This is a genomic window from Spirillospora sp. NPDC000708 (genome assembly GCF_040299565.1).
Classification (GTDB): Bacteria; Actinomycetota; Actinomycetes; order Streptosporangiales; family Streptosporangiaceae; genus Spirillospora.
Genome location: NZ_JBEPCJ010000032.1, coordinates 41,391 through 67,184 on the forward strand (window position 1 = coordinate 41,391; position 25,794 = coordinate 67,184).

Below are 25,794 nucleotides of genomic sequence, written 5' to 3' on the forward strand. Positions count from 1 at the left end.
CGGACGTTTCCGTCCCATGCCGCCGGAGGCGGTAACGTCAACGGTCATGCACCCGGTCGCCTTCATCCCGAGCCCGTCGCAGGGCGTCTGGCACCTCGGACCCATCCCGCTCCGTGCCTACGCGATCATGATCATTCTCGGCATCGTCGCCGCGGTCTGGGTCGGCGAGCGACGCTGGGCGGCCAAGGGCGGCGCCCCCGGCACGATCATCGACGTGGCCGTCTGGGCGGTGCCGTTCGGCCTGGTCGGCGGCCGCCTCTACCACGTGGTCACGGACGCGCAGCGGTACTTCGGCAGCGGCGGCGACCCGGTCCGGGCCCTGGAGATCTGGAAGGGCGGCCTCGGGATCTGGGGCGCCATCGCGCTCGGCGCGGTCGGCGCGTACATCGGCTGCCGGCGGCGCGGCATCTCGATCCTCGCGCTCGCCGACGCCTGCGCGCCCGGGATCGTCCTCGCGCAGGCGATCGGCCGGTGGGGCAACTACTGGAACCAGGAGCTGTACGGCAAGCCGCTGCACACCTTCTGGGCCCTGAAGATCGACCCGAGCCACCGCCCGACGCTCGGCGACGGCCCCGCCCTGGACCCTAAGTACGAGAACATCGGCACCTACCACCCGACGTTTCTGTACGAGTCGCTGTGGTGCATCGGCGTCGCGATCCTGATCATCTGGGCCGACCGCCGCTACAAGCTCACCCACGGCCGGGCGTTCGCGCTGTACGTCGCCGCCTACACGGTGGGACGCGGCTGGATCGAGGCGCTGCGCATCGACGACGCGCACCACTTCCTCGGCCTGCGGCTGAACGACTACACCTCGATCGTGGTCTTCCTCTGCGCCGCCGCCTACCTGTACCTGGCGCGCAACAAGACCGGCCCCGAGGCCGTCGTGGGGAACGCGCCGGGGGCCGCCGCACCGGCCGGTGACGCCGCGGTGGACGCGCCGGTCGGCGACGCCCCCGCGAAGGACGAGCCGTCGAAGGACGAGCCCGCGAAGGACCGGCCGGCGGAGGACGCCGCCGAGGACGAGGACCCGAAGGCCGAGGAGGCCGGCGGAACGGCGGACGAGGCGGACGAGGCGGCCGCGGAGGCGGTCGGCCAGGACTCCGAGGAGCCCGCCCCCGAGAAGGCCGAGTCCGAGAAGGCCGCGCCCGGGAAGGTCGAGTCCGCGCCCGAGAAGGCCGAGGAGGCCGAGCCCGCGTCCGCCGAGGGCGAGGCGGCGGAGCCGGAGGACGCGGACCGGTCCGCGGACGCCGTGGAGGACGCGCAGCCCGCCGAGGAGGCCCCCGCGGACGCCGCCGGGACCTCGGAGGCGGAACCGGCCCCCGAGGCGGCGGAGGAGCCCGCTGGGCGCCCGGAGGCGGCGGCGGAGCCCCGGCCGGAACCCGCGCCCGACCCGGCCTCCGCTCCGGAGCCCGAACCGGGACCCGGCGTCGCGGCCACCGTCGTGAGCAGGGAGAATGAACCGGACGGTGCCCCCGACGCTGCCGAGCGGGCAGGGAAGGGAGAGCCCGTCAAGGACGGGAAGTAGGACGACACGATGTCCGGTACGGGGGAGATGACCGGGGAGAAGTCCGGCCAGACACCGGAACTGCACCACCAGCACCGCGACGTCAGCGGCGGCTGGCTGCGGCCCGCGGTGTTCGGCGCGATGGACGGCCTGGTCTCCAACTTCGCGCTGATCGCCGGGATCGCGGGCGGCCGCCAGGATCCGAAGATCGTGCTGCTGGCGGGCCTCGCGGGCCTGGCGGCGGGCGCGTTCTCGATGGCGGCGGGGGAGTACATCTCCGTCGCGTCCCAGTCGGAGCTGGCGCTCGCCGAGATCGAGATCGAGCGGCTGGAGCTGGCCCGCAACCCGGTGGCCGAGCAGCGCGAGTTGGCCGGGGTGTTCGAGGCGCGCGGCGTCGATCCGGAGACCGCCGCGGAGGTGGCGCGGCAGCTGTCGCGCAACCCCGAGGGGGCCCTGGAGGTGCACTCCAAGGAGGAGCTCGGGGTGTCCCCGGGGGACCTGCCGTCGCCGCTGCTGGCGGCGGGCTCGTCGTTCCTGTCGTTCGCGGTCGGGGCGCTGCTGCCGGTGCTGCCGTACCTGCTGGGCGCGTCCACGCTGTGGCCGGCGGCCGCGGTGGCGGCGCTGGGGCTGTTCGCCGCCGGCGCGCTGGTGTCGCGGGTGACGACGCGGGCGTGGTGGTTCGGCGGGGCGCGCCAGCTGCTGTTCGGCGCGGCGGCCGCCGCGATCACCTACGGCGTCGGCGCGCTCATCGGCACCAACGGGCTGTGATCCCGGCGGTCCCGGTGCGGTGCGAGCGCCCGCGGGCCGCCGGCCGCACAACGAATGCGGATGAATCGCCCTTTTGGGCGCGGCGGGTGCGGCCGGACCGCTAAGCTCCGGGGCGTGATCGAGGCCCGTGACACTGGTTCCCCCGCGGCCGGACGCGACGGCGCAGGGAAGGACTTCTGGCCGGAGGACAAGCCCCGCCGGAACGTTCCGAACCCCAAGCTGCTGTACGGAGGGGCGGCCGCCGTGGTCGCCGTCGTCGTGATCGCGGTCGTCGCCGTGGTCGTCCTCGGCGGCGGAGGCGGCGACGACAAGCCCGCCGAGAAGGCGATGCCGACCGCCTACACGCCCGACTTCAGCGGCGACGGGTTCGCCAAGATCGCCCAGCGCACCGCCGACAGCCGTCCGATCACGGAGGGCGAGGCGTTCTCGGCGGACTCCAAGACCCTGAAGCAGGGCAAGTACACGCTGACGCTCGCCGCCTCCGACCTGACCTCCGACTGCAAGAGCGCGAGCTGGGGCGCGCGGCTGCAGGGCGATCTCGCCAAGTACGGCTGCTCCCAGGTGGTCCGCGCCGCCTACGTGAGCCCGGACAAGAAGTACGTCGGCCAGTTCATGGTCGTGAACCTGGCGAGCCAGGACGGCTCCGCCCAGGTGCTGCGCGACCTCGACCGGGCGACCGGCGCGGGATGGCTGACGCCGCTGCAGCCCAAGGGCGTCGCGACGTTCGGGCCGGGGTTCACCGCCGCCTACGCCAGCGTCTACGGGCACTACGCCATGGTGACGTGGGTGGAGCGCGCGGGCGGGGCGCGCCCCGACTCGCTGAACGAGATGATCGACGTCAGCCTGGTCGTCGAGAACGCCGGGGACTTCCTCTACCAGCGGCTCGACCTGGCCGGGAACGGGGCGTCGTAGCGTGCGCCCCGGGCCGCAGTAGTCCCCGCCGCCGTGGAACCCGATGACCGCGGCCGCTCTGGCGGCCGCCCGAGGCGCGCGCCGGCGAGCCGCTCAGGCCGCCGGCAGCCCGCCCCGCGCAGGGGCCAGGGCCGGACGGGCGGGCCCCGCCGGATCGGCTCGCCGCGCGACGGCGGCGCCCGGCAGGAACGTTCCGGAGGCCGCCGCCGAGGAGCCCAGGGCCACGCCGGTCCTCCCGAGCAGCCGCCCGCCGAGCAGCCCTACGCGGACGAGCCGTACGCGGAGCAGCCTTACGGGGATCAGCCTTACGGGGATCAGCCCTACGCCGACCCGGCCTACGCGGATCAGCCCTATACGGATCCGGCCTATGCGCAGCAAGCGTCCTACGAGGAACCGCCCTACGTAGAGCAGGGCTACCCCGAGGGCGACCCCTACCAGGGGGATCCCGCGTACCAGGACGTCCCCCACGGCGCCGAGGCGCCCGTGCGGGACGAGACGCCGGACGCCCCGTCCAGACCTGGCAGGCCCAAGAAGGCCCGGCGCCCCGGCGGGCCCGGAAGGACCGGCAGGCCCGGCAGGACCGGGATGCCGCGCCGCCGGGGCACGGCGGGCGGCAAGGGCACCGCGGGCGCCAAGGGCGCGGGGGGCGGCAAGGCCGCTCCCGGCGCGAAGCTCTACTTCGGTGCCGCCGCCGGCCTCGCCGTGCTGGTGGTGATCGGGCTGATCGCGGCCGTGGCGTTGAGCGGCGGCGGCGACGGCGGCAAGGGCGGCGACGGCGCGGCCGGCGGCGCGCCCGGCAAGCCGGCGGGCACGGCGGCGGGCAACGGCAGCTCGCCCGAGTCCTACTCGAGTTCGCCGTCGTCCTCCGCGTACGCGGGCATCGCGTCCCGGAAGACCGATGCCAAGCCGCTGACGAGCGGGGAGGCGTTCCCGTCGTCGTCCGCGAAGCTGACGGTGGACGGCACGAAGCTGCGGCTCACGATGGAGGCCAAGAAGCTCGACGGCGACTGCACCGCCGCGGTGTGGGGGCAGTCCGTGGCCGCCGACCTCGCGCGCGGCGGCTGCACGCAGGCCGCGCGGGACATCTACGCCGACAGCCGGCACGGGTACGGGCTGGCCGTCGCGGTGTTCAACCTGGCGTCCTCGGCGGACGCCGACCGGTTCGTCGGCCTGCTGGACCACACGCTCGGCGGCGGGTTCGTGGTGCCGCTGCCGGCGCCCGCGCCGCTGGACCGGTTCGGGCAGGGCTTCGGGATGGCGCGGGGCCTGGCGATGGGCCACTACGCGGTGGTGTCGTGGGCGCAGCGCCTGGACGGCAAGGGCGACGCGTCGGACGGCAACCTGCTGTCGCTGCTGATCGAGGGCGGGAAGGCGCCGTCGGTGCTGGGCCGCGCCGCCGCCGCCTCCCACTGAGCCGCCGCGCCGCCGCCTCCCACTGAGCCGCCGCGCCGCCGCGTCCCGCTGGGCGGCCGCGCCACCGAGCCGCGGCGTCCCACTGAGCGGGAGCCGCGGCGCCGCGCCGGCCGCGCCCGGGAATCCTCCGGATACCCGCGCGTGTTTCAGCCGTGTTGCGTTCTCCGCTCCGTAAACCTCCCCGCCCGGTGATGATCCTCACCAGGTCAGGGCGTTATGCAACTTTCACGACCCGGTAGCCTGGTCTAAACCACTCGGAGATGACGCGCAGCCGATCGCCCCGGAGAAGTTTCGCGATCTGGTCCAGTCGGGCATGATCCCGGCAGTGATGTAATGTCATCTCACCGCAGCAGGGCCAACGTCGTCCCGGACTGCACTGACACGAAGCAGTGACACACCGACGACGACGGGAGGGTTGATGGCTGCTGCTGCCCTCACACCGGGCCGCCCCGGACCCCAGGGGCTCTACGACCCGGCGAACGAGCACGACGCCTGCGGCGTCGGCATGGTGGCCGACCTGCACGGCCGCAAGAGCCACGACATCGTCCAGAACGCCCTGACCGTCCTGAAGAACCTGGACCATCGCGGGGCCGTGGGCGCGGAGCCGGACGACGGCGACGGCGTCGGCATCCTCGTCCAGATCCCGGACGCGTTCTTCCGCGAGGAGTGCGGCTTCGCGCTGCCCGAGGCCGGCGCCTACGCGGCCGGCATCGCGTTCCTCCCCGCGGACGCCGAGGAGCGCGCCGCCGCGGTCGCGCACATCGAGACGCTGTGCGCCGAGGAGCACCTGACGGTGCTCGGCTGGCGCGAGCTCCCGCACGACCCCGCGTTCACCGGCCCGGCCGCCCGCCGGGTCATGCCGCACTTCGCGCAGCTGTTCGTCGCGCCCGCCGCCGGCGGCCCGCACGCGGGCAAGACCGGCCTGGAGCTGGACCGCGCCGTGTTCTGCATGCGCGAGCGCGCCGAGCAGGACGTCCGGGTGTACTTCCCGAGCCTGTCCAGCCGGACGATCGTCTACAAGGGGATGCTGACGACCCCGCAGCTGGAGCCGTTCTTCCCCGACCTGTCGGACCGCCGGTTCAGCAGCGCGATCGCGCTGGTGCACTCGCGGTTCTCGACCAACACGTTCCCGGCGTGGGAGCTGGCGCACCCGTACCGGTTCATCGCGCACAACGGCGAGATCAACACCGTCCGGGGCAACCGGAACTGGATGCGGGCCCGCGAGGCGCTGCTGAAGTCCGACCTGATCCCCGGCGACATCTCCCGGATCTTCCCGGTGATCGACATCGAGGCGTCCGACACGGCCTCGTTCGACGAGTGCCTGGAGCTGCTGCACCTCGGCGGCCGGTCGCTGCCGCACGCGGTGCTGATGATGATCCCTGAGGCGTGGGAGAACCACGCGGAGATGGACGCCGAGCGCCGCGCGTTCTACGAGTTCCACTCCACCCTGATGGAGGCGTGGGACGGCCCCGCCAGCGTCAGCTTCACCGACGGCACCGTCGTCGGCGCGGTGCTGGACCGCAACGGGCTGCGCCCCGGCCGCTACTGGGTGACCGACGACGGCCTGGTCGTGCTGGCCAGCGAGGCCGGCGTGCTCGACATCCCGGCCGACAAGGTGGTCCGCAAGGGCCGCCTGCAGCCCGGCAAGATCTTCCTGGTCGACACCGAGGCCGGGCGGATCGTCGAGGACGACGAGGTCAAGGCGGAGCTGGCCGCCGAGCACCCGTACGCGCAGTGGCTGCACGAGGGCCTGGTCCGGTTCGAGGAGCTGCCGCAGCGCGAGCGGGAGATCCCGACGCACGACACCCTCGTCAAGCGGCAGCAGACCTTCGGGTACACCCTGGAGGAGCAGCGGATCATCCTCGGCCCGATGGCGCGGACCGGCGCCGAGCCGATCGGGTCGATGGGCACCGACACCCCGATCGCGGTGCTGTCGGAGCGCCCGCGGCTGCTGTTCGACTACTTCAAGCAGCTGTTCGCGCAGGTCACGAACCCGCCGCTGGACGCCATCCGCGAGGAGCTCGTCACCTCGCTGCAGTCCACGCTCGGCCCGGAGGGCAACCTCCTGGAGCCCGGCCCGGACTCGTGCCGGCGGCTCGTGCTGCCCACCCCGATCCTGGACAACGACGAGCTCTCCAAGATCATCCACATCGACGACGAGGGGTCCCTGCCGCACCTGCAGGCCCACGTCGTGCACGGCCTGTACGAGGTCGCCGGCGGCGGCGAGGCCCTGGAGACCCGCCTCGAGGAGATCAACTCCGAGGTGAGCCGGGCCATCGAGGCCGGCGCGCGGATCATCGTGCTGTCGGACCGCGGCGCCGACTCGGCCCGCGCCGCGATCCCGGCGCTGCTGCTCACCGGCTCCGTCCACCACCACCTGATCCGGGAGAAGACCCGCACCAAGGTCGGCCTGGTGATCGAGACCGGCGAGGCCCGCGAGTGCCACCACATGGCGCTGCTCATCGGGTACGGCGCGTCCGCGATCAACCCGTACCTGGCGATCGAGACCGTCGAGGACATGATCCGCGGCGGCGGCCTGCCCGGCGTCGAGGCCGGCAAGGCCGTGCGCAACCTCGTGAAGGCGTACGGCAAGGGCGTCCTGAAGATCATGTCGAAGATGGGCGTGTCCACGGTCGCGTCCTACACCGGCGCGCAGATCTTCGAGGCGATCGGGCTCGGCGAGCGGGTCGTGTCCCGCTGCTTCACCGGCACCACCTCCCGGCTCGGCGGCGTCGGCTTCGACGTGCTGGCCCGCGAGGTCGCCGAGCGGCACGCCCGCGCCTACCCGCCGGGCGGGAACGAGGCCGCGCACCGCACGCTGGAGATCGGCGGCGAGTACCAGTGGCGCCGCGAGGGCGAGCCGCACCTGTTCAACCCGGACACGGTGTTCAAGCTGCAGCACGCCACCCGCACCCGCCGCTACGAGATCTTCAAGGAGTACACCTCCAAGGTCGACTCGCAGTCGCAGAAGCTGATGACCCTGCGCGGGCTGTTCAAGCTCAAGGAGGGCGCGCGGCCGCCGGTGCCGATCGAGGAGGTCGAACCGGTATCGGAGATCGTCAAGCGGTTCTCCACCGGCGCGATGTCGTACGGCTCCATCTCCGCGGAGGCGCACGAGACCCTCGCGATCGCGATGAACCGGCTCGGCGGCAAGTCCAACACCGGCGAGGGCGGCGAGGACCCGGTCCGGTTCACCCCGGACGCCAACGGCGACCTGCGCCGCAGCGCGATCAAGCAGGTCGCGTCCGGCCGGTTCGGCGTGACGTCGGAGTACCTCACCAACGCCGACGACATCCAGATCAAGATGGCGCAGGGCGCCAAGCCCGGCGAGGGCGGGCAGCTGCCCGGCCACAAGGTGTACCCGTGGATCGCCAAGACCCGGCACTCCACGCCCGGCGTCGGCCTCATCTCGCCGCCGCCGCACCACGACATCTACTCGATCGAGGACCTCGCCCAGCTCATCCACGACCTGAAGAACGCCAACCCGGCGGCCCGCGTGCACGTCAAGCTCGTCGCCGAGGTCGGGGTCGGCACGGTCGCGGCCGGGGTGTCCAAGGCGCACGCCGACGTGGTGCTGATCTCCGGGCACGACGGCGGCACCGGCGCGTCCCCGCTGACGTCGCTGAAGCACGCCGGCGCGCCCTGGGAGCTCGGCCTCGCCGAGACCCAGCAGACGCTGATGCTGAACGGCCTGCGCGACCGCATCGTCGTGCAGACCGACGGGCAGATGAAGACCGGCCGGGACGTCGTCATCGCCGCGCTCCTCGGCGCCGAGGAGTACGGCTTCGCGACCGCGCCGCTCGTGGTGTCGGGCTGCATCATGATGCGGGTCTGCCACCTCGACACCTGCCCGGTCGGCGTCGCCACCCAGAACCCGGTGCTGCGCGAGCGGTTCTCCGGCAAGCCGGAGTTCGTGGTGAACTTCTTCGAGTTCATCGCCGAGGAGGTCCGCGAGTACCTCGCCGCCCTCGGGTTCCGGACGCTGGACGAGGCGATCGGGCACGTCGACATGATCGACACCCGGGAGGCCATCGAGCACTGGAAGGCGTCCGGGCTGGACCTCGCGCCGGTGCTGCACGCCCCCGAGACCCCGTACGGGGACGCGCCGCGCCGCGTCGCCGCGCAGGACCACGGGCTGGAGAAGGCGCTCGACAACACCCTCATCCAGCTCGCCGAGGGCGCCCTCGCGTACGGCGACAAGGTCACCCTCGACCTGCCGATCCGCAACGTCAACCGGACGGTCGGCACCATGCTCGGCCACGAGGTGACCAAGAAGTGGGGCGGCGCGGGCCTGCCCGACGGCACCGTCGACGTCACCTTCACCGGCTCCGCCGGCAACTCGTTCGGCGCGTTCGTCCCGCGCGGCATCACGCTGCGGCTGGTCGGCGACGCCAACGACTACGTCGGCAAGGGCCTGTCCGGCGGGCGGCTCACGCTGCGTCCCCCGGCGGACGCCGCGTTCGCCGCCGAGGAGCAGATCATCGGCGGCAACGTGATCCTGTACGGCGCCACCTCGGGCGAGCTGTTCGCCCGCGGCGTCGTCGGGGAGCGGTTCTGCGTCCGCAACTCCGGCGCCACCGCCGTCGTCGAGGGCGTCGGCGACCACGCCTGCGAGTACATGACCGGCGGCCGCGCCGTCATCCTCGGCCGCACCGGACGCAACATCGCGGCCGGAATGTCCGGCGGCATCGCCTACGTTCTGGACCTGGTGGCCGACCGCGTCAACCGCGAGATGGTCGACCTGGAACCCCTGGACGAGGGCGACGAGGCGTTCGTCAAGGGCCTGGTCGAACGGCACCTCGCCGAGACCGGCTCGGCGGTCGCCGAGCGGCTGCTCGCGGACTGGAACGCCGCCGCGACCCGCTTCACCAAGATCATGCCGCGCGACTACCGGCGCGTCCTGGAGGCGATGGCCGAGGCCGAGGCGCAGGGACGCGACGTCGACGAGGCCGTCATGGCCGCGGCCCAGGGCTGAGAGAGGGGGATTCCCACATGGCTGACCCGAAGGGTTTCCTGACCGTCCCGCGGGAGCTCCCGAAGCGCCGCCCGGTGGACGTCCGGATCAGGAGCTGGTCGGAGGTCTACGAGAGCTTCGGCAACGACCGGCTGGAGAAGCAGGCCAGCCGCTGCATGGACTGCGGCATCCCGTTCTGCCACCAGGGCTGCCCGCTCGGCAACCTCATCCCCGAGTGGAACGACCTCGTCTACCGCAAGGACTGGCACGAGGCGATCGAGCGGCTCCACGCCACCAACAACTTCCCGGAGTTCACCGGGAGGCTGTGCCCCGCCCCGTGCGAGAGCGCCTGCGTCCTCGGCATCAACCAGGACCCGGTCGCCATCAAGCGGGTCGAGGTCGAGATCATCGACCGGGCGTTCGCCGAGGGCTGGGTGCGGCCGCAGCCGCCCGCGGTGAAGACCGGCAAGAAGGTCGCCGTGGTCGGCTCCGGCCCGTCCGGGCTCGCCGCCGCCCAGCAGCTCACCCGCGCCGGGCACGACGTCACCGTGTACGAGCGCGCCGACCGGATCGGCGGCCTGCTGCGCTACGGCATCCCCGAGTTCAAGATGGAGAAGCGGCACCTCGACCGGCGCCTCGCCCAGATGCGCGCCGAGGGCACCTCCTTCAAGACCTCGGTGAACGTCGGCGTCGACATCACCGCCGCCGAGCTGCGCGAGCGCCACGACGCCGTCGTCCTCGCGGGCGGCGCCACCGTCTGGCGCGACCTGCCCATCCCCGGGCGGGAGCTCAAGGGCGTCCACCAGGCGATGGAGTACCTCCCGCCGTCCAACAAGGTGCAGGAGGGCGACTTCGACAAGTCCCCGATCGACGCCGCGGGCAAGCACGTCGTCGTGATCGGCGGCGGCGACACCGGCGCCGACTGCATCGGCACCGCGATCCGGCAGGGCGCCGCCTCGGTCACCCAGCTGGAGATCATGCCGCGGCCGCCGGAGGAGCGCACCGGCGCCCAGCCGTGGCCGACGTACCCGATGCTGTTCAAGATGGAGAGCGCCCACGAGGAGCTCGCCGGCCTGGGCGGCGACCGGCTGTACGCGGTGTCCACCACCGAGTTCGTCGGCGACGAGGACGGCAACGTGCGGGCGCTGCGGATCGTCGAGGTCGGCGGCCCCGACACCGGCTTCAAGCCGGTCGAGGGCACCGAGCGGGAGATCCCGGCGCAGCTCGTCACCCTCGCGATGGGCTTCCTCGGCCCGCAGCGCGAGGGCCTGCTGGACCAGCTCGGCGTCGAGCTGGACCAGCGCGGCAACGTCGTCCGCGACCGCGACTACCGGACCTCGGTGGACGGGGTGTACGCGGCCGGCGACATGGGCCGCGGCCAGTCCCTGATCGTCTGGGCGATCGCCGAGGGACGCGCCGCCGCGCACGGCGTGGACCGGTTCCTCACCGGCCACACCGCCCTGCCCTACCCGATTCCGCCCACCGCGCGACCGATAGCCTGATCCGCGAACATTCGCCCGCCGCGCCTCCGGTGTCCGCCGGAGGCGCGGCGGCGTCGCGCGTACGGGGGTTCCCATGCCGACCCGGCAGATCGAGGTCACCGACTGGCACCTGGAGCAGCTCGGCCCCGCCGAACTGCGGCCCGCCCGGGTGCCGGACGTCCCCGTCGCCATCGCCCGCGCCGAAGTGCCCAGCCCCGAGCTGAGCCGCTACCTGTACACCGCGGTCGGCGGCGGCCACTACTGGACGGACCGGCTCGCCTGGACCTACGACCAGTGGCTCAACTGGCTGTCGCGCCCCGGCGTGGAGACCTGGGTCGCGCACGTCCGCGGCACCCCCGCCGGCTACGCCGAGCTCGACCCGCAGCCGGGCGGCCTCGTCGAGATCACCTGCTTCGGGCTGCTGCCCGCCTTCACCGGCCAGGGCATCGGCGGCCACCTGCTCAGCGTCGCCGCCGCGCGCGCTTGGGACCTCGCCACCCGCTGGGACGACCGCGAGCCCACCCGCCGCGTCCGGCTCACCACCAGCTCCAACGACCACCCCGCCGCGCTGAAGAACTACCAGGCCCGCGGCTTCCGCGTCTACGACGTCACCGTGGCCACCGGCACCTTCGACCACACCCCGCCGGGCCCCTGGCCCGGCGCCCGCTGACCCGGCGGACCGGCCGACGACCGTCGGAGCGGCGGTCACGTCCAGTCCGCCAGCGGCACCGCCAGCTCCCGCAGCACCTCCACCAGGAGCTCCACGTCCGCGCTCGTGGTCCGCCAGTTCAACAGCGCCGGCCGGAACACCGTCATCCCCCGGTACCGGCTCGTGCCCGCATAGACGCGGCCGTCCGCGAGCAGCGCCTCGCCGAGCCGCGCGTTCAACTCGTCCAGCCGCTCCTCGGGAACGCCCGCCGGACGGTACCGGAAGCACACCACGCACAGCCGCACGGGCGCCAGCAGCTCCAGATCCGGTGCCGCCTCCACCAGCGACCCCAGATGCGCGGCCAGGTCCAGATGCCGCTCCACCATCGCCCGGTACCCGTCCCGCCCGTACGCCCGCAGCGTCGCCCAGATCGGCAGCGACCGCGCCCGCCGCGACGACTCCGGCCCCAGCATGTTGTAGTTGATCCGGTCGCCGTCATCCTCCGGCAGGTACGCCGCGCCCCACGCCCCGAACGCCCGGCTCAGCACCGACGGATCGCGGACGAACGAGAACCCGCTCTCGTACGGCACGTTCAGCCACTTGTGCCCGTCCACCGTCACCGAGTCCGCCCGCTCCACGCCCCGCGCCAGGCCCGCCGTCCGCGGCGACAGCGCCGCGAACATCCCGAACGCCCCGTCCACGTGCAGCCACGCCCCGTGCCGCTCCGCCAGGTCCGCCAGGTCCGCGACCGGATCGGAGTCCCCCGTGTTCACCTCCCCGAGGTTCGCCACGATCACCGCCCGGCCGCCCGCCTCCGCCAGCGCCGCGTCCATCGCCGCCAGATCCACCCGGCCCGCGTCGTCGCGCGCGAACACCCGCAGCGTGTCCCGCCCGCAACCGAGGATCTGCAGCGCCTTGCGCGTGCTGACGTGCACCAGCCCGCTGCTGAACACCGGCATCGCCGGCAGCCCCGCCAGCCCCTGCGACGCCGCGTCCACCCCGTGCCGGCCCGCCCACCACTGCCGCGCGCACGCCAGCCCCGTCACGTGCGCCAGCGTCGCGCTCGGCGTCAGCACCCCGCCGAACGACGCCGGCAGCCCGAACAGCTCCTTCAGCCAGCGCAGCACCACCGTCTCCGCCCGCGCCGCCAGCGGCGACGTCAGCCACAGCCCCGCCGCCTGGTCCAGCAGCGACGCCGTCCAGTCGCCCGCCATCGCCGCCGGCGTCGACCCGCCCACCACGAAATGGAAGAACCGCGGACCGGACGAGTGCGTCGCCGCCGCCGTCCCCACCCGCACCAACCGCCCGACCGCCGCCGGCGCCCCCTCGCCCCGCTCCGGCAGCGGCCCGTCCAACTCGTCCAGCAGGACGTCCATCGCCCGGTCGTGCACCGGGCGCTCCGCCAGCCCGTCCAGGTACGGCCCCGCCGCCTCCACGACCGGACCCAGCGCGGCGGCCGCCCTGTCATGTTCGTCCAGAGGATCGCTCATGGCACCAGCAGACCACACGAACCGCCCGACGGATCACCGTCATCCGCTTGTGGGGAACGTACGGGTCCGCTACCGTCCCGCCCCATCCCCGCGCGGGACACCAGGGGCCCGGTCGCCCACCGCTGGGGCGGCCGGGCCCACCGCGTCCGATTCCTCCAAGACCGGCCTCACCCCACCGCCCTACGGTGAGGCCCCATGAGAACGCTCAACGCCACCGACCTCGCCCGCGCCCGGGAGTTCATGCGGCGCAACGCCCGCGTGATCGACCGCCGCCGCTTCGACCTGCACTTCCACGGCGCCCCCGCCGCACCCCTCCTCGCCGCGCTCGCCGCCTACGAGAACCCCGGCGGCGGCTACGGCCACGCCCTCGAACCCGACCTGCGCGGCGAGGCGAGCCAGCCCGCCGCCACCCAGCACGCCCTCGACGTCCTCCACGAGGCCGGCGCCGACGACCACCCCGCCGTCGACCGCATCGCCGCCCACCTCGCCGCCATCACCACCCCGGACGGGGGAGTGCCCTTCGTCCTGCCCGCCGTCCACGACGCCCCCCACGCGCCCTGGTGGCAGACCCCCGACGACCCGCCCGCCGCGATCAACCCCACCGCCGCCCTCGCCGGCCGGCTCCACCGCGCCCGATCACGCCACCCCTGGCTCGACACCGCCACCGCCTTCTGCTGGCGCCACCTCGACGACCCGCCCGCCGACCCCGGCCCCTACGACGTCCTCGCCCTGCTCGCCTTCCTCGACCACGTGCCCGACCGCGCCCGCGCCGAAGCCGCCTTCACCCGCCTGCGCGACACCTTCGCCGACCGCGCCCGCAGCGACCACCAAGACCCCCTCGACTTCGCCCCCGCACCCGGCGGATACGGGCACCGCCTCCTCGGCGACACCGCCATCGAGGCCGCGCTCGACGCCCTCATCGACGCCCAGGACGAGGACGGCGGCTGGGACGTCCGCTTCCTCATCTGGACCCCCGCCACCCGCCCCGAATGGCGCGGACACGTCACCGTCGAACGGCTCAAAACCCTGCGCGCCTACGGCCGCCTCAAACCCTGACCCCCGCCCCGCGGCCCGGCCTCGGCGGACGCCCTCCCCACCCACCCGGCGGCGTCCGCCTCACAACAGGACCCGGACGGGCGCCCCCGCCAGCGCCCGCACCTCGTTCGCGAGATGCGGCTGATCGGCATACCCCGCCGCCTGCGCCACGTCCGCCAGCGCCATCCCCGAGCGCGCCAACCCCAGCGCCCGCTGGAACCGCAGCACCCGCTGCAGCGTCTTCGGCCCGTACCCGAACGCCGCCAGCGAACGCCGCCGCAACTGCCGCTCACCCAGCCCCACCGCGTCCGCCACCTCGCGCACCGACCCGCCGGCGAGCCCCGCCACCACCACCGGGACCAGCGGATCCACCGGCCCCGCCAGCGCCGCCCGCGCCCGCACGCCCGCCACCAGCACGGCACGCCGCGCCTCCCGCGACCCGGCCCCGGCCACCGCGTCCGCCAGTTCGTCCGCCGCCCCGCCCCACAGGTCCCGCAGCGGCCCACGCCCGTCCCGCAGCGCGTCCGCCGGCACTCCCAGCACCGGCGGCGCCGCCCCCGGCCCGAACCGCACCGCCACCATCTCCGCCCCCGGACGCAGCGCCGCCGGCATCGGACCCGTGTCCGGGCCCGCCACCTGGATCCCGTCCGCCGACCAGATCACGTCCACGCACCCGTCCGGCACCACCCGCTGCACGAACGGCTCCGCACCCGCCGGCAGCGCGGCCGTCCACGAGCAGACCAGCCCCGCCCCGCGCTCGGGGACCTCGCGATAGCCCGTGGGATTCATCACCCCTGCATACCACCCGCCTCCCCGGGCAGAGGACGCGAAGAACCGAATGGGAGGAACAGAACATGCCGTCCGATCTCCAGGGCAAGACCATCGCCTTCCTCTGCGCCCCCGAAGGCACCGAGCAGGTCGAGCTCACCGAACCGTGGAAGGCCGTCGAGCAGGCCGGCGCCACCCCGCGCCTCGTCTCCACCCAGTCCGGCCGCCTCCAGGCCTTCGACCACCTCGACAAGGCCGACACCTTCCCCGTCGACACCACCGTGGACGTCTCCGACCACACCGAGTTCGACGGCCTCCTGCTGCCCGGCGGCGTCGCCAACCCCGACTTCCTCCGCACCCAGCCCAAGGCCGTCGCGTTCGCCAAGTCGTTCTTCGACGCCGGCAAGCCCGTCGCCGTCATCTGCCACGGGCCGTGGACGCTCATCGAGGCCGACGTCGTCCGGGGCCGCACCATGACGTCCTGGCCCAGCCTCCAGACGGACCTGCGCAACGCCGGCGCGACATGGGTCGACGAGGAGGTCGAGGTCTGCGAGGCCGGCCCCAACGTGCTCGTCAGCAGCCGCAAGCCCGGCGATCTCAAGGCCTTCTGCCAGGCCGCCGTCGACGCCTTCGGACGGTGACCGGGCGGCCATGGTCTAGACCTCTGACCTAGACCATTCGGTGAACCTTGGGCGACCGCATCCTGCACGAATATCCGTACCAACGGGTAACTAAGTACGGTTGTGACGTGACCCGTCGAGCGAAGATAGTCAGCACCATCGGTCCCGCCTGCTCCAGCACGGAGCAGATCCACGCCCTCGTCGAAGCCGGCATCGACGTCGCCCGGCTCAACATGAGCCACGGCGAGCACGCCGTCCACGAAGAGGTCTACCACCGGATCAGAGCGGCCGCCGAGGCCACCGGACGCGGCGTCGGCATCCTGGCGGACCTCCAGGGCCCCAAGATCCGCATCGGACGGTTCCCGGACGGCCCCGTCCGCCTCACGCTCGGCGACGAGTTCACCATCACCACCGAGGACGTCCCGGGCACCCGCCGCGAGGTCTCCACCACCTACCAGGGCCTGCCCGGCGACGTCGGCCCCGGCGACACCGTCCTCATCGACGACGGCCGCGTCGCCCTCGAGGTCACCGCCGTCGACGGCCCCCGCGTCCGCACCACCGTCACGGTCGGCGGCATGGTCTCCGACAACAAGGGCCTCAACCTGCCCGGCGTCCCCGTCAGCGTCCCCGCCCTCACCGAGAAGGACGAGACCGACCTGCGCTGGGCCCTGCGCCTCGGCGTCGACCTCGTCGCCCTCTCCTTCGTCCGCACCCCCGCCGACGCCGACATCTGCTACCAGATCATGGAAGAGGAGGGCGTCCGCGTCCCCCTCATCGGCAAGATCGAGAAGCCGCAGGCCGTCGAACTCCTCCCCGAGATCGTCGCCGCCTTCGACGGCATCATGGTCGCCCGCGGCGACCTCGGCGTCGAGCTCCCCCTCGAACAGGTCCCGATGGTCCAGAAGCGCGCCATCGAACTCTGCCGCGAGAAGGCCCGCCCCGTCATCGTCGCCACCCAGATGCTCGAATCCATGATCTCCGCGCCGCGCCCCACCCGCGCCGAGACCTCCGACGTCGCCAACGCCGTCTTCGAGGGCGCCGACGCCGTCATGCTCTCCGGCGAGACCAGCGTCGGCCAGTACCCGATCGAGTCCGTCCGCACCATGAGCCGCATCGTGGAGACCGCCGAGCAGGCCACCCTGCACGCCACCCACACCCTGCAGCGCATGCCCGAGACCGTCGGCGGCGCCATCGCCCGCGCCGCCGCCGAGGTCGGCGCGATCGTCGGCGCCGAGGCCCTCGCCGCCTTCACCATGTCCGGCGAGACCGCCCGCCGCCTGTCCCGCTACCGCTCCCCGATCCCGCTGCTCGCCTTCACCTCGGTCCCGGCCGTCCGGGGACGGCTCGCGCACGTCTGGGGCGTCGAGACCTTCATCGTCCCCCAGGTCGACCACACCGACGCCATGTTCCGCCAGGTCGAGCAGGCCCTCCTCGAACTCGGCCGCTGCCAGAAGGGCGACAAGGTCGTCGTCGTCGCCGGCTCGCCCCCCGGCACCCCCGGCTCCACCAACGCCCTCCAGGTCCTCAACATCGGCGAGGGCCACTGACCCGGCGCCGACCGGCCGCCGACCCGCAAGGGCCGGCCCGGCCGGCCGCGCGCCGCCCCAGGCGTTGATCACCGCCGGGTCTCATTTGCACGACGCTCCGGCCACCACGTCAACCATCAATACTTGGCCCCCACGAACCCGTCCAGCCGAGCCACCGCCTCCCGCTTCGCCACGGAGACGTTCTTCGCGTTCATCTGCGTCCACGCGATCCCGAACCGATCGAGCGCGTCGGTGAAGAGCCGCTGGATGTCCACCGAGACGTTCGTAAAGGTGTAGCGCGGATACTCGTACCACCGATCCCCGTCCTGGAGCGGCCTCCGCACCCGGTTCATGCTCCGGCAACCGTCCGAGTGGATCAGCCCCCGGACGAACTCCTCGGTGCGTTGATCCGTGATCTCTCGCTGCCACCCGGCGAGTTCGATCTTCCTCTCGTGCTTGCGCCCAGGCCCATGCTGGGGGAACAGGCACGGCCAGTGCTTGGAGTACGAACCGACCATGGTGCAGCCGGTCCTCTGGCGGCGTCCGACGCGGGAGCCGGGCAATACGGAGCCCACCGCCTCGGCGGCGGCGTCGATGAGACCGGGCCAGGCGTCAGCACAGGCGATCTCGAGCTTGTAGACGCCTTTGGCCTGCCGGGCGATATGGCCATCACCCAGATAAAGACCTAGCAGGTAGGCGTATTGCCGCTTGTCCAACGGCCGATCGGAGCACCGAGGGCAGTCGCTTCTGGGCTGCTTGCCTCCTGGGCGGTCCGGGTGGAGTTCGGGACGCCGGCTCCCGGAGCGCCACTTGCGGATGGCGCCGACGGAAACACCGCAGGCGCGGGCCACGGCGTGATCTGTCAGACCCTGCTGTTTCAGCCCCCAGGCTCGTCGGACGATCTCTTCGTCGAGCATGGCGGCACTGTCGCATCCGCCACCGACAGTTTCGGTTCGACCTCACACAGTGAGCTCTCGGTGAGTGCGGGGGTCGCGACGCGGTTCGTGCTGCCAAGTGTGAGCGGGCCTGCACATGATCGAGTCTTCGGGCGGAAGGATGCCGAGTGTCACCGGGTGCAAATCGCCACAAGCCTGCATTAACGCCGCCGTTCCGTGCGGCTCGCCATGGGGGCTCCGTGGCCTGACGGTCGGCGAGTCGTCGCGGCCGAGCGGCAACTGGAAGAGGCGCGTAGGCGTCCTCGGGGGCTCAGGCGCCGCATTGTGCCGAGTGATGTCAGACCTGGCCGTTATGGAAGAAGTGCCCCGAGTGGGATTCGAACCCACACTTGATGTGGTTTGAGCACATTGCCTCTGCCATTGGGCTATCGGGGCATTTGTCCGGATAAACTGGACATTTTCTGTGGCATTGACCCCCAGGCGGCCTGGGGGAGGGGTGACGGTGACCAGGGTAGCGGGTTCGGTAGGCTCGTGCGCGTGGAGAGCGCTCGGCGAGTTGTGATCGCGGAAGACGAGGCCCTGATCCGGCTGGACCTGAAGGAGATGCTTCAGGAGGACGGCTACGAGGTCGTGGGCGAGGCCGGGGACGGGGAGACCGCGGTCCGGCTGGCCGGCGAGCTCAAGCCCGATCTGGTGATCCTGGACGTGAAGATGCCCGTCCTGGACGGCATCTCGGCGGCGGAGCGGATCTCGGCGGACCGGATCGCGCCGGTGGTGATCCTGACGGCGTTCTCCCAGCGCGAGCTCGTCCAGCGGGCCACCGAGGCGGGCGCGATGGCCTACCTCGTCAAGCCGTTCGCCAAGACCGACCTCGCGCCCGCCATCGAGATGGCGGTGAGCCGGTACACCGAGCTGCGGGCGCTGGAGGCCGAGGTCGCGGGGCTGCAGGAGCGGCTGGAGACCCGCAAGGTGGTGGACCGGGCGAAGGGGCTGCTGCAGGAGGCGAACGGCTGGTCCGAGCCCGAGGCGTTCCGGTGGATCCAGAAGACCTCGATGGACCGCAGGCTCACCATGAGGGCCGTGGCGGAGGCCGTGGTGGCGGGCGCCACCGGCACCGCGGGCGGTGCCGCGAACGGCGAGGGCGAGCCCTCCGCGGGCTGACCGCCTGCCCTGTCATCCGGCGCGTTGTCAAGGTCCAATGCGCCCGTGCCGGACCGGCCATGGTCGGCACGCTCCGTAATCGTGCCTGGCAAAACGGGGGAACCGATGGGCACGGGGGCGTAACGAACCAATAACCCTTCGATCCGGGGGTGCTGATCTGGGTCGGGTCCACGGTGTACGACATAGCTGGTCCCCGAGTGACCGATATCTCCTCCCGGGAGCGGTCGGCGTCGGGGCATGACTCGTACCCGATCCGGTGCGGATCCGGATGTGAAAGGTTGGGCACCTTGCGGCGCAACAGGATGAGGGTGACCGGCGCTATCGCGCTGGGAGCGGCGATGGCGCTGGGCGCCGCCGCCTGCGGTTCGGGAGACAGCGGCGGTGGCAAGGATCTGACGATCGCCTACATCGGTGTCCAGACCGGCGACAACTCCCCTGAGCTCGGGATCAACATCTCCAACGCGGTGAAGCTGGCGATCGACCAGTACAACGCCACGAACCCGAAGAAGAAGGTCAAGTTCAAGATCTACGACACCAAGGGCGACCCGGCCGTCGCGCCAGGCCAGGTCCAGAAGGCGATCGACGACAACGTCACCGCGGTCGTCGGCCCGGTGTTCTCCGGCGAGTCCAAGGCCACGGTGCCGAGCCTGGAGGAGGCGGAGATCCCGAACATCTCCCCCTCGGCCACCTCCACCGCGCTCGGCAAGAACGGCTGGAAGTTCTGGCACCGGCTGATCTCGAACGACGACGCGCAGGGCCAGGTCGACGGCGACTTCATCGTGAAGACGCTGGCCGCCAAGAAGGTCTTCGTCATCGACGACAACCAGGAGTACAGCGTCGGCCTGGCCGACAAGGTGTTCTCGACGGTGCAGGCGCAGGGCGTCACGCCGCAGCGCGACAAGATCGACCCGAAGGCGACCGACTACTCCAGCACCGTCAACAAGGTGAAGGCGGCCAAGCCGGACGCGATCTTCTTCGGCGGGTACTACAACGGCGGCGACAAGCTGCTCAAGCAGCTCCGCGACGGCGGCGTGACCGCCAAGTTCGTCTCCGACGACGGCGCGCTCGACCAGAAGCTGGTCGACGGCGCCGGCACGAAGCAGGCGGAGGGCGCGCTGGTCTCGTGCGCGTGCCAGTCGATCAACCCGACGGCCGACAACCCGGCCGTCGCGAAGTTCATCAACGACTATAAGGCCGCGTTCCACAAGGACCAGGGCACGTACTCGGCCGAGGGCTACGACGCCGCGAACGCCATCCTGGGCGCCTTCAAGGCCGGCAAGACCTCGACCAAGGACGTCAACGACTACCTCAAGACGGTGAACTTCCAGGGCGTGTCGAAGCCGGTCAAGTTCGAGGCGAACGGCGAGATCCAGGTCAAGACCATCTACATGTTCCAGGTGGTCGGCGGGAAGCTGAAGTTCCTCGGCGACGCCGCCAAGGTCAAGCCCGAGTGAGCTAGGCCCGCCACGACGCAGGACGGACGCCGGTCCTCCGGCGCGGGGCGGGAGCGCCACAGCGCTCCCGCCCCCTCTTTCTTGAGGAACCCTCTGTGCTCCACGACTTCACATCCCAGTTCTGGGCGAACACGGTCGACGGGCTGACCGTCGGTTCGATCTACGCGCTGGTCGCGCTCGGCTACACGATGGTCTACGGCGTGCTCCGGCTCATCAACTTCGCCCACTCCGAAATCTTCATGATCGGGACGTTCGGCGGGCTGACCCTGATCCAGGTGGTCGGCTTCGACAACGGCCCCTACACCGGCATCGCCCTGGTGGGCGTGCTGCTGGCGTGCCTGGTGGCGTCGATGGTCGCCTCGGGCGGGGCGGCGCTGCTGCTGGAGCTGGTCGCCTACCGGCCGCTGCGCCGCAAGGGGGCGTCGCGGCTGGCGGCGCTGATCTCGGCGATCGGCGCGTCGCTGTTCCTGCAGGAGCTGTTCGCGACGACCGTGATCCCGCACTTCTTCGGGCACGGCGGCGGCCGCGACCCGATCCACGTGCCGGACCTGCTGAAGAAGGAGACGCTGTTCTCGATCGGTTCGGGGGACGTCCGCAACGACAAGCTGCTGATCTTCGTGGCGGCGATCGTGATGATGGTCGTCCTGGACCGGTTCGTGAACGCCTCCAAGCTCGGCCGCGGCATCCGGGCCACGGCGCAGGACCCCGAGACGGCGGTGCTCCTCGGGGTGAACATCGACCGGGTCGTCGTCGTGACCTTCGTGGTCGGCGGGCTGATGGCGGGGGCGGCGGGCTTCTTCTTCGCGCTGCTCTACCAGCAGACGATGTTCAACATCGGCTTCATCCTCGGCATCAAGGCGTTCACGGCCGCGGTGCTCGGCGGCATCGGGAACCTGCGCGGCGCCCTCGTCGGCGGGTTCACGCTGGGGCTCATCGAGAACTACGGTGGCTCCATCTTCGGCTCCGAGTGGAAGGACGTCATCGCGTTCACGCTTCTCGTGGTCATCCTCCTGTTCCGTCCCACCGGCATCCTCGGTGAGTCCCTCCAGCAGGCGCGCGCATGAGCGACAACACGAACAAGACAGCGAACACGGCGGGGTGGCGCGGTGCGTTCACCGGCCCCCTGGAGGCCGTCCGCACGCACTGGGACGGGGCACCGGGCTGGGAGCGCTGGGCGGTCTACGTCCTGCTGGTCATCGGTGCGCTGTTCCTGCCGTACGAGGGTCTGGCGCCGGTGATGTCGCCGGAGTCGGCGTGGTCCACGATCCTGTTCTATCCGATCGGGATCTACGTGCTGCTCGCGCTGGGCCTGAACGTGGTGATCGGGTACGCCGGGATGCTCGACCTCGGGTACGTGGCGTTCTGGGCGATCGGCGCGTACACGATGGCGACGATGGCGGTGAAGCACGGGATCGGGTTCTGGCCGCTGCTGCCGTGCGGGATCGTGCTGGCGGCGGTGTCCGGGGTGATCCTGGGCGCTCCGACGCTGCGGTTGCGCGGTGACTACCTGGCGATCGTGACGCTGGGTTTCGGGGAGATCGTCCGGAAGGTCGCGGAGAACACGAACTGGCTGGGCGGCACGCGAGGGATCAACAACATCCCGCACCCGCCGAGCCATGAGGGCGTGTGGTTCGCCGGGGTGGACCTGTTCACGTACAAGATCAGGGACGCGCGGCCCTACTACTACCTGCTGGTCGCGGTGATCGTGGTCGTGATCATCTTCTCGAAGCGGCTGGAGGCGAGCCGGATCGGGCGGTCGTGGACGGCGATCCGGGAGGACGAGGACGCGGCCGAGATCATGGGCGTGCCGACGTTCAAGTTCAAGCTGCTGTCGTTCGCGACGGGCGCGGCGATCGGCGGGGCGGCGGGCGTGGTGTTCGCGGCGAAGACGAGCTACGTCGCGCCGGCGAACTTCCCGTTCCTGCTGTCGGCGACGATCCTGGCCGCGGTGGTGCTGGGCGGCGCGGGCAACATCCCGGGCGTGATCGTGGGGGCGTTCCTGGTGGCGTGGCTGCCGGAGCGGTTCCGCGGCCTGGCCGACTACCGCGACCTGGCGTTCGGCGCGATCCTCGTGGCGATGATGATCTTCCGTCCGGAGGGGCTGATCCCGTCGAGACAGCGCAAGGCCGAGATGGCCGAGGGCGGCGGAGGGATGGGCCATTTGGGCGCGGAGATCGACACCGCGTCCGGTTCGGAGGCCGAGGTGGGGAGCAGATGAGCGAGGTGTCCGGCGCCGCGGGCGGCAAGACCGGCGGCGCACTGCTCGAGCTGTCGCAGGTGACGATGCGCTTCGGCGGCGTCGTCGCGCTGAACGCGGTCGACCTGGCGGTGCGCGAGGGCGAGATCTTCGCGCTGATCGGGCCGAACGGCGCGGGCAAGACGACGGTGTTCAACACGGTGACCGGGGTGTACCGGCCGACGTCGGGCGAGATCAGGTTCGCGGGCGGCCGGCTGAACGGCCTGAAGCGGTACCAGGTCACCAAGCGCGGCGTCGCGCGGACGTTCCAGAACATCCGGCTGTTCCCGAACATGACGGCGGAGCAGAACGTGCAGGTGGGCGCGGACGCGCACCACAACGCCGGGCTGATCAGCGTGACGTTCGGGCTGCCCCGGCACCGGCGGGCCGAGCGCGAGGGCAAGGCGCTGGCGCGGGAGCTGCTGGACTTCGTCGGGGTGTCGCACCGCACGCACGACATGGCGAAGAACCTGCCGTACGGCGACCAGCGGCGGCTGGAGATCGCGCGGGCGCTGGCGACGGACCCGAAGCTGCTGCTGCTGGACGAGCCGGCCGCCGGGATGAACCCGGCGGAGAAGAACGCGCTGATGGAGCTGATCCGCAAGATCCGCGACAACGGCCGGACGGTGCTGCTGATCGAGCACGACATGGGCCTGGTGATGGGGATCAGCGACCGCGTCGCGGTGCTGGACTTCGGACAGAAGATCGCCGACGGGCTGCCTGCCGAGGTGCAGAACGACCCGAAGGTGATCGAGGCGTACCTGGGGGCTCCGGCCGATGCTTCTTGAACTGAGGGACGTGCACGTCCACTACGGCAAGATCGAGGCGCTCAAGGGCGTGTCGCTGCAGGTGGACGAGGGTGAGATCGTCTCGCTGATCGGCGGGAACGGCGCGGGGAAGACCACCACGCTGAAGACGATCTCGGGGCTGCGGTCCTGCTCGTCGGGGTCGGTGTTCTTCGACGGCGCCGACATCGGGTCGATGCCGGGGCACAAGCGGGTGCTGGCGGGCATCGGGCAGGCGCCGGAGGGCCGGGGGATCTTCCCGGGCATGTCGGTGCACGAGAACCTGCTGATGGGCGCGTACGCCCGCAAGGACGACCATTCCAAGGAGCTGGCGGAGGCGTACGAGCTGTTCCCGCGGCTGGCGGAGCGGCGTTCGCAGGCGGCGGGCACGATGTCGGGCGGCGAGCAGCAGATGCTGGCGATCGGCCGGGCGCTGCTGTCGAAGCCGAAGGTGCTGCTGCTGGACGAGCCGTCGATGGGGCTGGCGCCGATGCTGGTGCAGCAGATCTTCTCGATCATCGAGGAGATCAACCGGCGCGGGACGACGATCCTGCTGGTGGAGCAGAACGCGCAGCAGGCGCTGCGGCTGGCGGATCGCGCGTACGTGCTGGAGACGGGCCGGATCGTGCGGTCGGCGCCGGCGGCGGAGCTGCTGGACGACCCGCAGGTGCGGGCGGCGTATCTGGGCGGCGACGTCGGCGGGGCTCCCGCTGAGGCGGCGGGCGAGGACGGTGCGGTCGCGCTGGGCAAGGCCGCGCCGGGCGAGCCCGGGGCCGGGTCGGGGTCCGGCGAGGCGAAGGCCGGCGGGGCGCCCGCGGCCGGGGAGCCGGACGGTGCGGAGGCGCCCGACGGCAAGTAGAGGGCCCGGAGGTCTGACACGACCCCGGGGCGGGGCCGCCGTTCACCGCAACGGCAGTTCCGCTCCGGGGTCGTGCTGTAGCGGGACGCCGAGGTCGTCGGTGGGGGAGGAGTAGAGCCGCAGCGCCCGGATCCGCGCGTCCTTGGGGATGTCGTACATCAGGTCGAACTCGATGCGGTCGTGGGAGCCGAGTTCGATGTCGGTGGGCTGGCGCTTGACCCGCATCGCGTTCACGTCGGGCGGGTAGGCGCCGCGCGAGGTGACGAGCAGCTGCCGGTCGAGGTCGATCTTGTGGAAGGTGGCGTAGCGGTTCTCAGCGATCATGCGGACGCGGGCGAAGCCGCCGAGCCGCGACGGCAGGTCGGCGTGGCTGCCGGTGATGGTGGTGAGGCCGGAGCTGAGGCCGATCGCGGCGAACGCGATCCGCCCGTCGGTGGCCTCGCGGTAGGGGAGGGGGCTCTCGTCGTCGCGGACGGCGCGGGCGGGGACGCGGTAGTGGGCGTCGCCGTGGCCGCCGCAGGCGGACGCCAGCGGGAGGAGCGGGGCGAGGAGCAGGAGGGCCGCGGCGGCGCGCGGGCGTCCTGCCGGTAAGGGCCGCATGATCCGCACGGTAGGGCGGCGTCTCGGGCGCCCGCCAGATCATGGGGTGTCCTGGGACCGTCCCGTGATCTGCGCCGTGCCGTGGGGGCGTCCCGGAGATGTACCGGGCCTGGGATCACCTTTGGGGCCGTACGGCCCTCGCGGGCGCGTGCGTTGTCTACTCGGTGATCCCAGGCCGTTCCGATCCACGCTACAGACCCCGGCCGGTCGATCGCAAAGAAAGCCGCGGATCGGACGCGGGGCGGCGCGGCGTCCGCCGAGGTCCGCGCCCCGGCGCGGCCCCGCCGGGGTCAGGAGGCGGGGGCGTCGCGGAGCATGCAGGTGAGGCGGGCGGTGCACACCCGGCGGTCCTGCTCGTCGGTGATGACGATGTCGTAGGTGGCGAGCGTCCGGCCGCCGTGGGCGCGGGTGGCGACGCCCGTGACGTAGCCGTCCGTCGCGGACCGGTGGTGGGTGGCGTTGATCTCGATGCCGACGGCGATGCGGCCCGGTCCGGCGTGCATCGCCGACCCGGCGGACCCGAGGGTCTCGGCGAGCACGCAGGACGCGCCGCCGTGCAGCAGCCCGTACGGCTGGGTGTTGCCCTTGACCGGCATGCGGCCGACGACCCGTTCGGCGGACACCTCCAGGTACTCCACGCCCATCGCCTTGGCCAGGTCGCCGCGGGACTCCATCCCCTCACC

General features: G+C 72.1%; 21 protein-coding genes and 1 tRNA gene. 16 read left to right on the plus strand and 6 right to left on the minus strand.

Annotation, left to right across the window (positions count from 1 at the left end; translation table 11 throughout):
• Nucleotides 1-46 precede the first annotated feature (46 nt).
• The 7 genes from lgt (at nt 47) to ABT299_RS23105 (ending at nt 11,702) form a co-directional block, all read left to right on the plus strand.
• Nucleotides 47-1,525, plus strand: coding sequence for a prolipoprotein diacylglyceryl transferase (gene lgt / locus ABT299_RS23075; protein WP_500251956.1), 1,479 nt, complete (start codon nt 47-49; stop codon nt 1,523-1,525).
• Nucleotides 1,526-1,534: 9 nt separating this feature from the next.
• On the plus strand, nt 1,535-2,272 hold the full coding sequence (locus ABT299_RS23080) for a VIT1/CCC1 transporter family protein (RefSeq protein WP_387030072.1): 738 nt from the start codon (nt 1,535-1,537) through the stop codon (nt 2,270-2,272).
• Between the two features lie 114 nt (nt 2,273-2,386).
• Nucleotides 2,387-3,184 (plus strand): hypothetical protein, encoded by a 798-nt coding sequence (locus ABT299_RS23085; protein ID WP_190862373.1) that lies wholly within the window; start codon nt 2,387-2,389, stop codon nt 3,182-3,184.
• A gap of 33 nt (nt 3,185-3,217) precedes the next feature.
• Nucleotides 3,218-4,597: a hypothetical protein gene (locus ABT299_RS23090; RefSeq protein WP_500251957.1), complete on the plus strand. Its 1,380-nt coding sequence runs from the start codon at nt 3,218-3,220 to the stop codon at nt 4,595-4,597.
• A gap of 418 nt (nt 4,598-5,015) precedes the next feature.
• Nucleotides 5,016-9,572 carry a glutamate synthase large subunit gene (gene gltB / locus ABT299_RS23095; protein WP_190862377.1) on the plus strand — a complete coding sequence of 1,519 codons (4,557 nt, stop codon included), beginning with the start codon at nt 5,016-5,018 and terminating at the stop codon, nt 9,570-9,572.
• A 17-nt stretch (nt 9,573-9,589) separates the two neighbouring features.
• Nucleotides 9,590-11,053, plus strand: coding sequence for a glutamate synthase subunit beta (locus tag ABT299_RS23100; protein ID WP_190862379.1), 1,464 nt, complete (start codon nt 9,590-9,592; stop codon nt 11,051-11,053).
• Nucleotides 11,054-11,126: 73 nt separating this feature from the next.
• Complete coding sequence (locus ABT299_RS23105) at nt 11,127-11,702, plus strand: GNAT family N-acetyltransferase (protein ID WP_387030063.1); 576 nt, start codon at nt 11,127-11,129, stop codon at nt 11,700-11,702.
• Nucleotides 11,703-11,737: 35 nt separating this feature from the next.
• Here ABT299_RS23105 and ABT299_RS23110 read toward each other — a convergent pair whose 3' ends face one another.
• The gene (locus ABT299_RS23110; RefSeq protein WP_500251958.1) at nt 11,738-13,171 is read right to left on the minus strand and encodes a pyridoxal phosphate-dependent decarboxylase family protein; all 1,434 of its coding nucleotides are present in this window, start codon (nt 13,169-13,171) and stop codon (nt 11,738-11,740) included.
• Nucleotides 13,172-13,366: 195 nt separating this feature from the next.
• Between ABT299_RS23110 and ABT299_RS23115 the strand changes: the two genes are divergently transcribed.
• On the plus strand, nt 13,367-14,227 hold the full coding sequence (locus ABT299_RS23115; protein WP_500251959.1) for a hypothetical protein: 861 nt from the start codon (nt 13,367-13,369) through the stop codon (nt 14,225-14,227).
• A gap of 60 nt (nt 14,228-14,287) precedes the next feature.
• Here ABT299_RS23115 and ABT299_RS23120 read toward each other — a convergent pair whose 3' ends face one another.
• A complete protein-coding gene (locus ABT299_RS23120) occupies nt 14,288-14,995 on the minus strand; it encodes a DUF6597 domain-containing transcriptional factor (protein WP_190862388.1) in 708 nt (235 codons plus the stop codon).
• Nucleotides 14,996-15,060: 65 nt separating this feature from the next.
• Here ABT299_RS23120 and ABT299_RS23125 point away from each other — a divergent pair, with 65 nt between their 5' ends.
• Nucleotides 15,061-15,615 (plus strand): type 1 glutamine amidotransferase domain-containing protein, encoded by a 555-nt coding sequence (locus ABT299_RS23125; RefSeq protein ID WP_190862390.1) that lies wholly within the window; start codon nt 15,061-15,063, stop codon nt 15,613-15,615.
• A gap of 107 nt (nt 15,616-15,722) precedes the next feature.
• Nucleotides 15,723-17,141 carry a pyruvate kinase gene (pyk, locus tag ABT299_RS23130; protein ID WP_190862392.1) on the plus strand — a complete coding sequence of 473 codons (1,419 nt, stop codon included), beginning with the start codon at nt 15,723-15,725 and terminating at the stop codon, nt 17,139-17,141.
• Nucleotides 17,142-17,257: 116 nt separating this feature from the next.
• Here pyk and ABT299_RS23135 read toward each other — a convergent pair whose 3' ends face one another.
• Nucleotides 17,258-18,037 (minus strand): helix-turn-helix domain-containing protein, encoded by a 780-nt coding sequence (locus tag ABT299_RS23135; RefSeq protein WP_500251960.1) that lies wholly within the window; start codon nt 18,035-18,037, stop codon nt 17,258-17,260.
• Between the two features lie 341 nt (nt 18,038-18,378).
• Nucleotides 18,379-18,451: transfer RNA gene (locus ABT299_RS23140), tRNA-Leu, on the minus strand.
• Nucleotides 18,452-18,547: 96 nt separating this feature from the next.
• Between ABT299_RS23140 and ABT299_RS23145 the strand changes: the two genes are divergently transcribed.
• The 6 genes from ABT299_RS23145 (at nt 18,548) to ABT299_RS23170 (ending at nt 24,511) form a co-directional block, all read left to right on the plus strand.
• On the plus strand, nt 18,548-19,177 hold the full coding sequence (locus ABT299_RS23145; protein WP_347256922.1) for an ANTAR domain-containing response regulator: 630 nt from the start codon (nt 18,548-18,550) through the stop codon (nt 19,175-19,177).
• A gap of 302 nt (nt 19,178-19,479) precedes the next feature.
• Nucleotides 19,480-20,631, plus strand: a complete 1,152-nt coding sequence (locus ABT299_RS23150) for a branched-chain amino acid ABC transporter substrate-binding protein (RefSeq protein ID WP_500251969.1) — start codon at nt 19,480-19,482, stop codon at nt 20,629-20,631.
• Nucleotides 20,632-20,726: 95 nt separating this feature from the next.
• Entirely contained in the window at nt 20,727-21,695 is a 969-nt protein-coding gene (locus tag ABT299_RS23155) for a branched-chain amino acid ABC transporter permease (RefSeq protein WP_190862396.1), read from the plus strand.
• Entirely contained in the window at nt 21,692-22,849 is a 1,158-nt protein-coding gene (locus tag ABT299_RS23160; protein ID WP_190862398.1) for a branched-chain amino acid ABC transporter permease, read from the plus strand. The genes ABT299_RS23155 and ABT299_RS23160 overlap by 4 nt, the downstream gene beginning before the upstream one ends.
• On the plus strand, nt 22,846-23,655 hold the full coding sequence (locus ABT299_RS23165) for an ABC transporter ATP-binding protein (RefSeq protein WP_190862400.1): 810 nt from the start codon (nt 22,846-22,848) through the stop codon (nt 23,653-23,655). The genes ABT299_RS23160 and ABT299_RS23165 overlap by 4 nt, the downstream gene beginning before the upstream one ends.
• Nucleotides 23,645-24,511, plus strand: coding sequence for an ABC transporter ATP-binding protein (locus ABT299_RS23170; RefSeq protein WP_190862403.1), 867 nt, complete (start codon nt 23,645-23,647; stop codon nt 24,509-24,511). Before ABT299_RS23165 ends, ABT299_RS23170 begins: the two co-directional genes overlap by 11 nt.
• A 42-nt stretch (nt 24,512-24,553) precedes the next feature.
• Here the strand turns inward: ABT299_RS23170 and ABT299_RS23175 are convergent, their stop codons facing one another.
• Nucleotides 24,554-25,111 (minus strand): DUF4352 domain-containing protein, encoded by a 558-nt coding sequence (locus ABT299_RS23175; RefSeq protein ID WP_500251961.1) that lies wholly within the window; start codon nt 25,109-25,111, stop codon nt 24,554-24,556.
• 290 nt (nt 25,112-25,401) lie between these two features.
• On the minus strand, nt 25,402-25,785 hold the full coding sequence (locus tag ABT299_RS23180; RefSeq protein ID WP_190862433.1) for a PaaI family thioesterase: 384 nt from the start codon (nt 25,783-25,785) through the stop codon (nt 25,402-25,404).
• Between the last annotated feature and the right edge of the window lie 9 nt (nt 25,786-25,794).

Coding starts and splice junctions, on each gene's coding strand:
- lgt (WP_500251956.1), top strand. CDS start 47: ATGCACCCGGTCGCCTTCATCCCGAGCCCGTCGCAGGGCGTCTGGCAC.
- ABT299_RS23080 (WP_387030072.1), top strand. CDS start 1,535: ATGTCCGGTACGGGGGAGATGACCGGGGAGAAGTCCGGCCAGACACCG.
- gltB (WP_190862377.1), top strand. CDS start 5,016: ATGGCTGCTGCTGCCCTCACACCGGGCCGCCCCGGACCCCAGGGGCTC.
- ABT299_RS23100 (WP_190862379.1), top strand. CDS start 9,590: ATGGCTGACCCGAAGGGTTTCCTGACCGTCCCGCGGGAGCTCCCGAAG.
- ABT299_RS23105 (WP_387030063.1), top strand. CDS start 11,127: ATGCCGACCCGGCAGATCGAGGTCACCGACTGGCACCTGGAGCAGCTC.
- ABT299_RS23110 (WP_500251958.1), bottom strand. CDS start 13,171: ATGAGCGATCCTCTGGACGAACATGACAGGGCGGCCGCCGCGCTGGGT.
- ABT299_RS23115 (WP_500251959.1), top strand. CDS start 13,367: ATGAGAACGCTCAACGCCACCGACCTCGCCCGCGCCCGGGAGTTCATG.
- ABT299_RS23120 (WP_190862388.1), bottom strand. CDS start 14,995: ATGAATCCCACGGGCTATCGCGAGGTCCCCGAGCGCGGGGCGGGGCTG.
- ABT299_RS23125 (WP_190862390.1), top strand. CDS start 15,061: ATGCCGTCCGATCTCCAGGGCAAGACCATCGCCTTCCTCTGCGCCCCC.
- ABT299_RS23135 (WP_500251960.1), bottom strand. CDS start 18,037: ATGCTCGACGAAGAGATCGTCCGACGAGCCTGGGGGCTGAAACAGCAG.
- ABT299_RS23150 (WP_500251969.1), top strand. CDS start 19,480: ATGAGGGTGACCGGCGCTATCGCGCTGGGAGCGGCGATGGCGCTGGGC.
- ABT299_RS23160 (WP_190862398.1), top strand. CDS start 21,692: ATGAGCGACAACACGAACAAGACAGCGAACACGGCGGGGTGGCGCGGT.
- ABT299_RS23165 (WP_190862400.1), top strand. CDS start 22,846: ATGAGCGAGGTGTCCGGCGCCGCGGGCGGCAAGACCGGCGGCGCACTG.
- ABT299_RS23170 (WP_190862403.1), top strand. CDS start 23,645: ATGCTTCTTGAACTGAGGGACGTGCACGTCCACTACGGCAAGATCGAG.
- ABT299_RS23175 (WP_500251961.1), bottom strand. CDS start 25,111: ATGCGGCCCTTACCGGCAGGACGCCCGCGCGCCGCCGCGGCCCTCCTG.
- ABT299_RS23180 (WP_190862433.1), bottom strand. CDS start 25,785: ATGGAGTCCCGCGGCGACCTGGCCAAGGCGATGGGCGTGGAGTACCTG.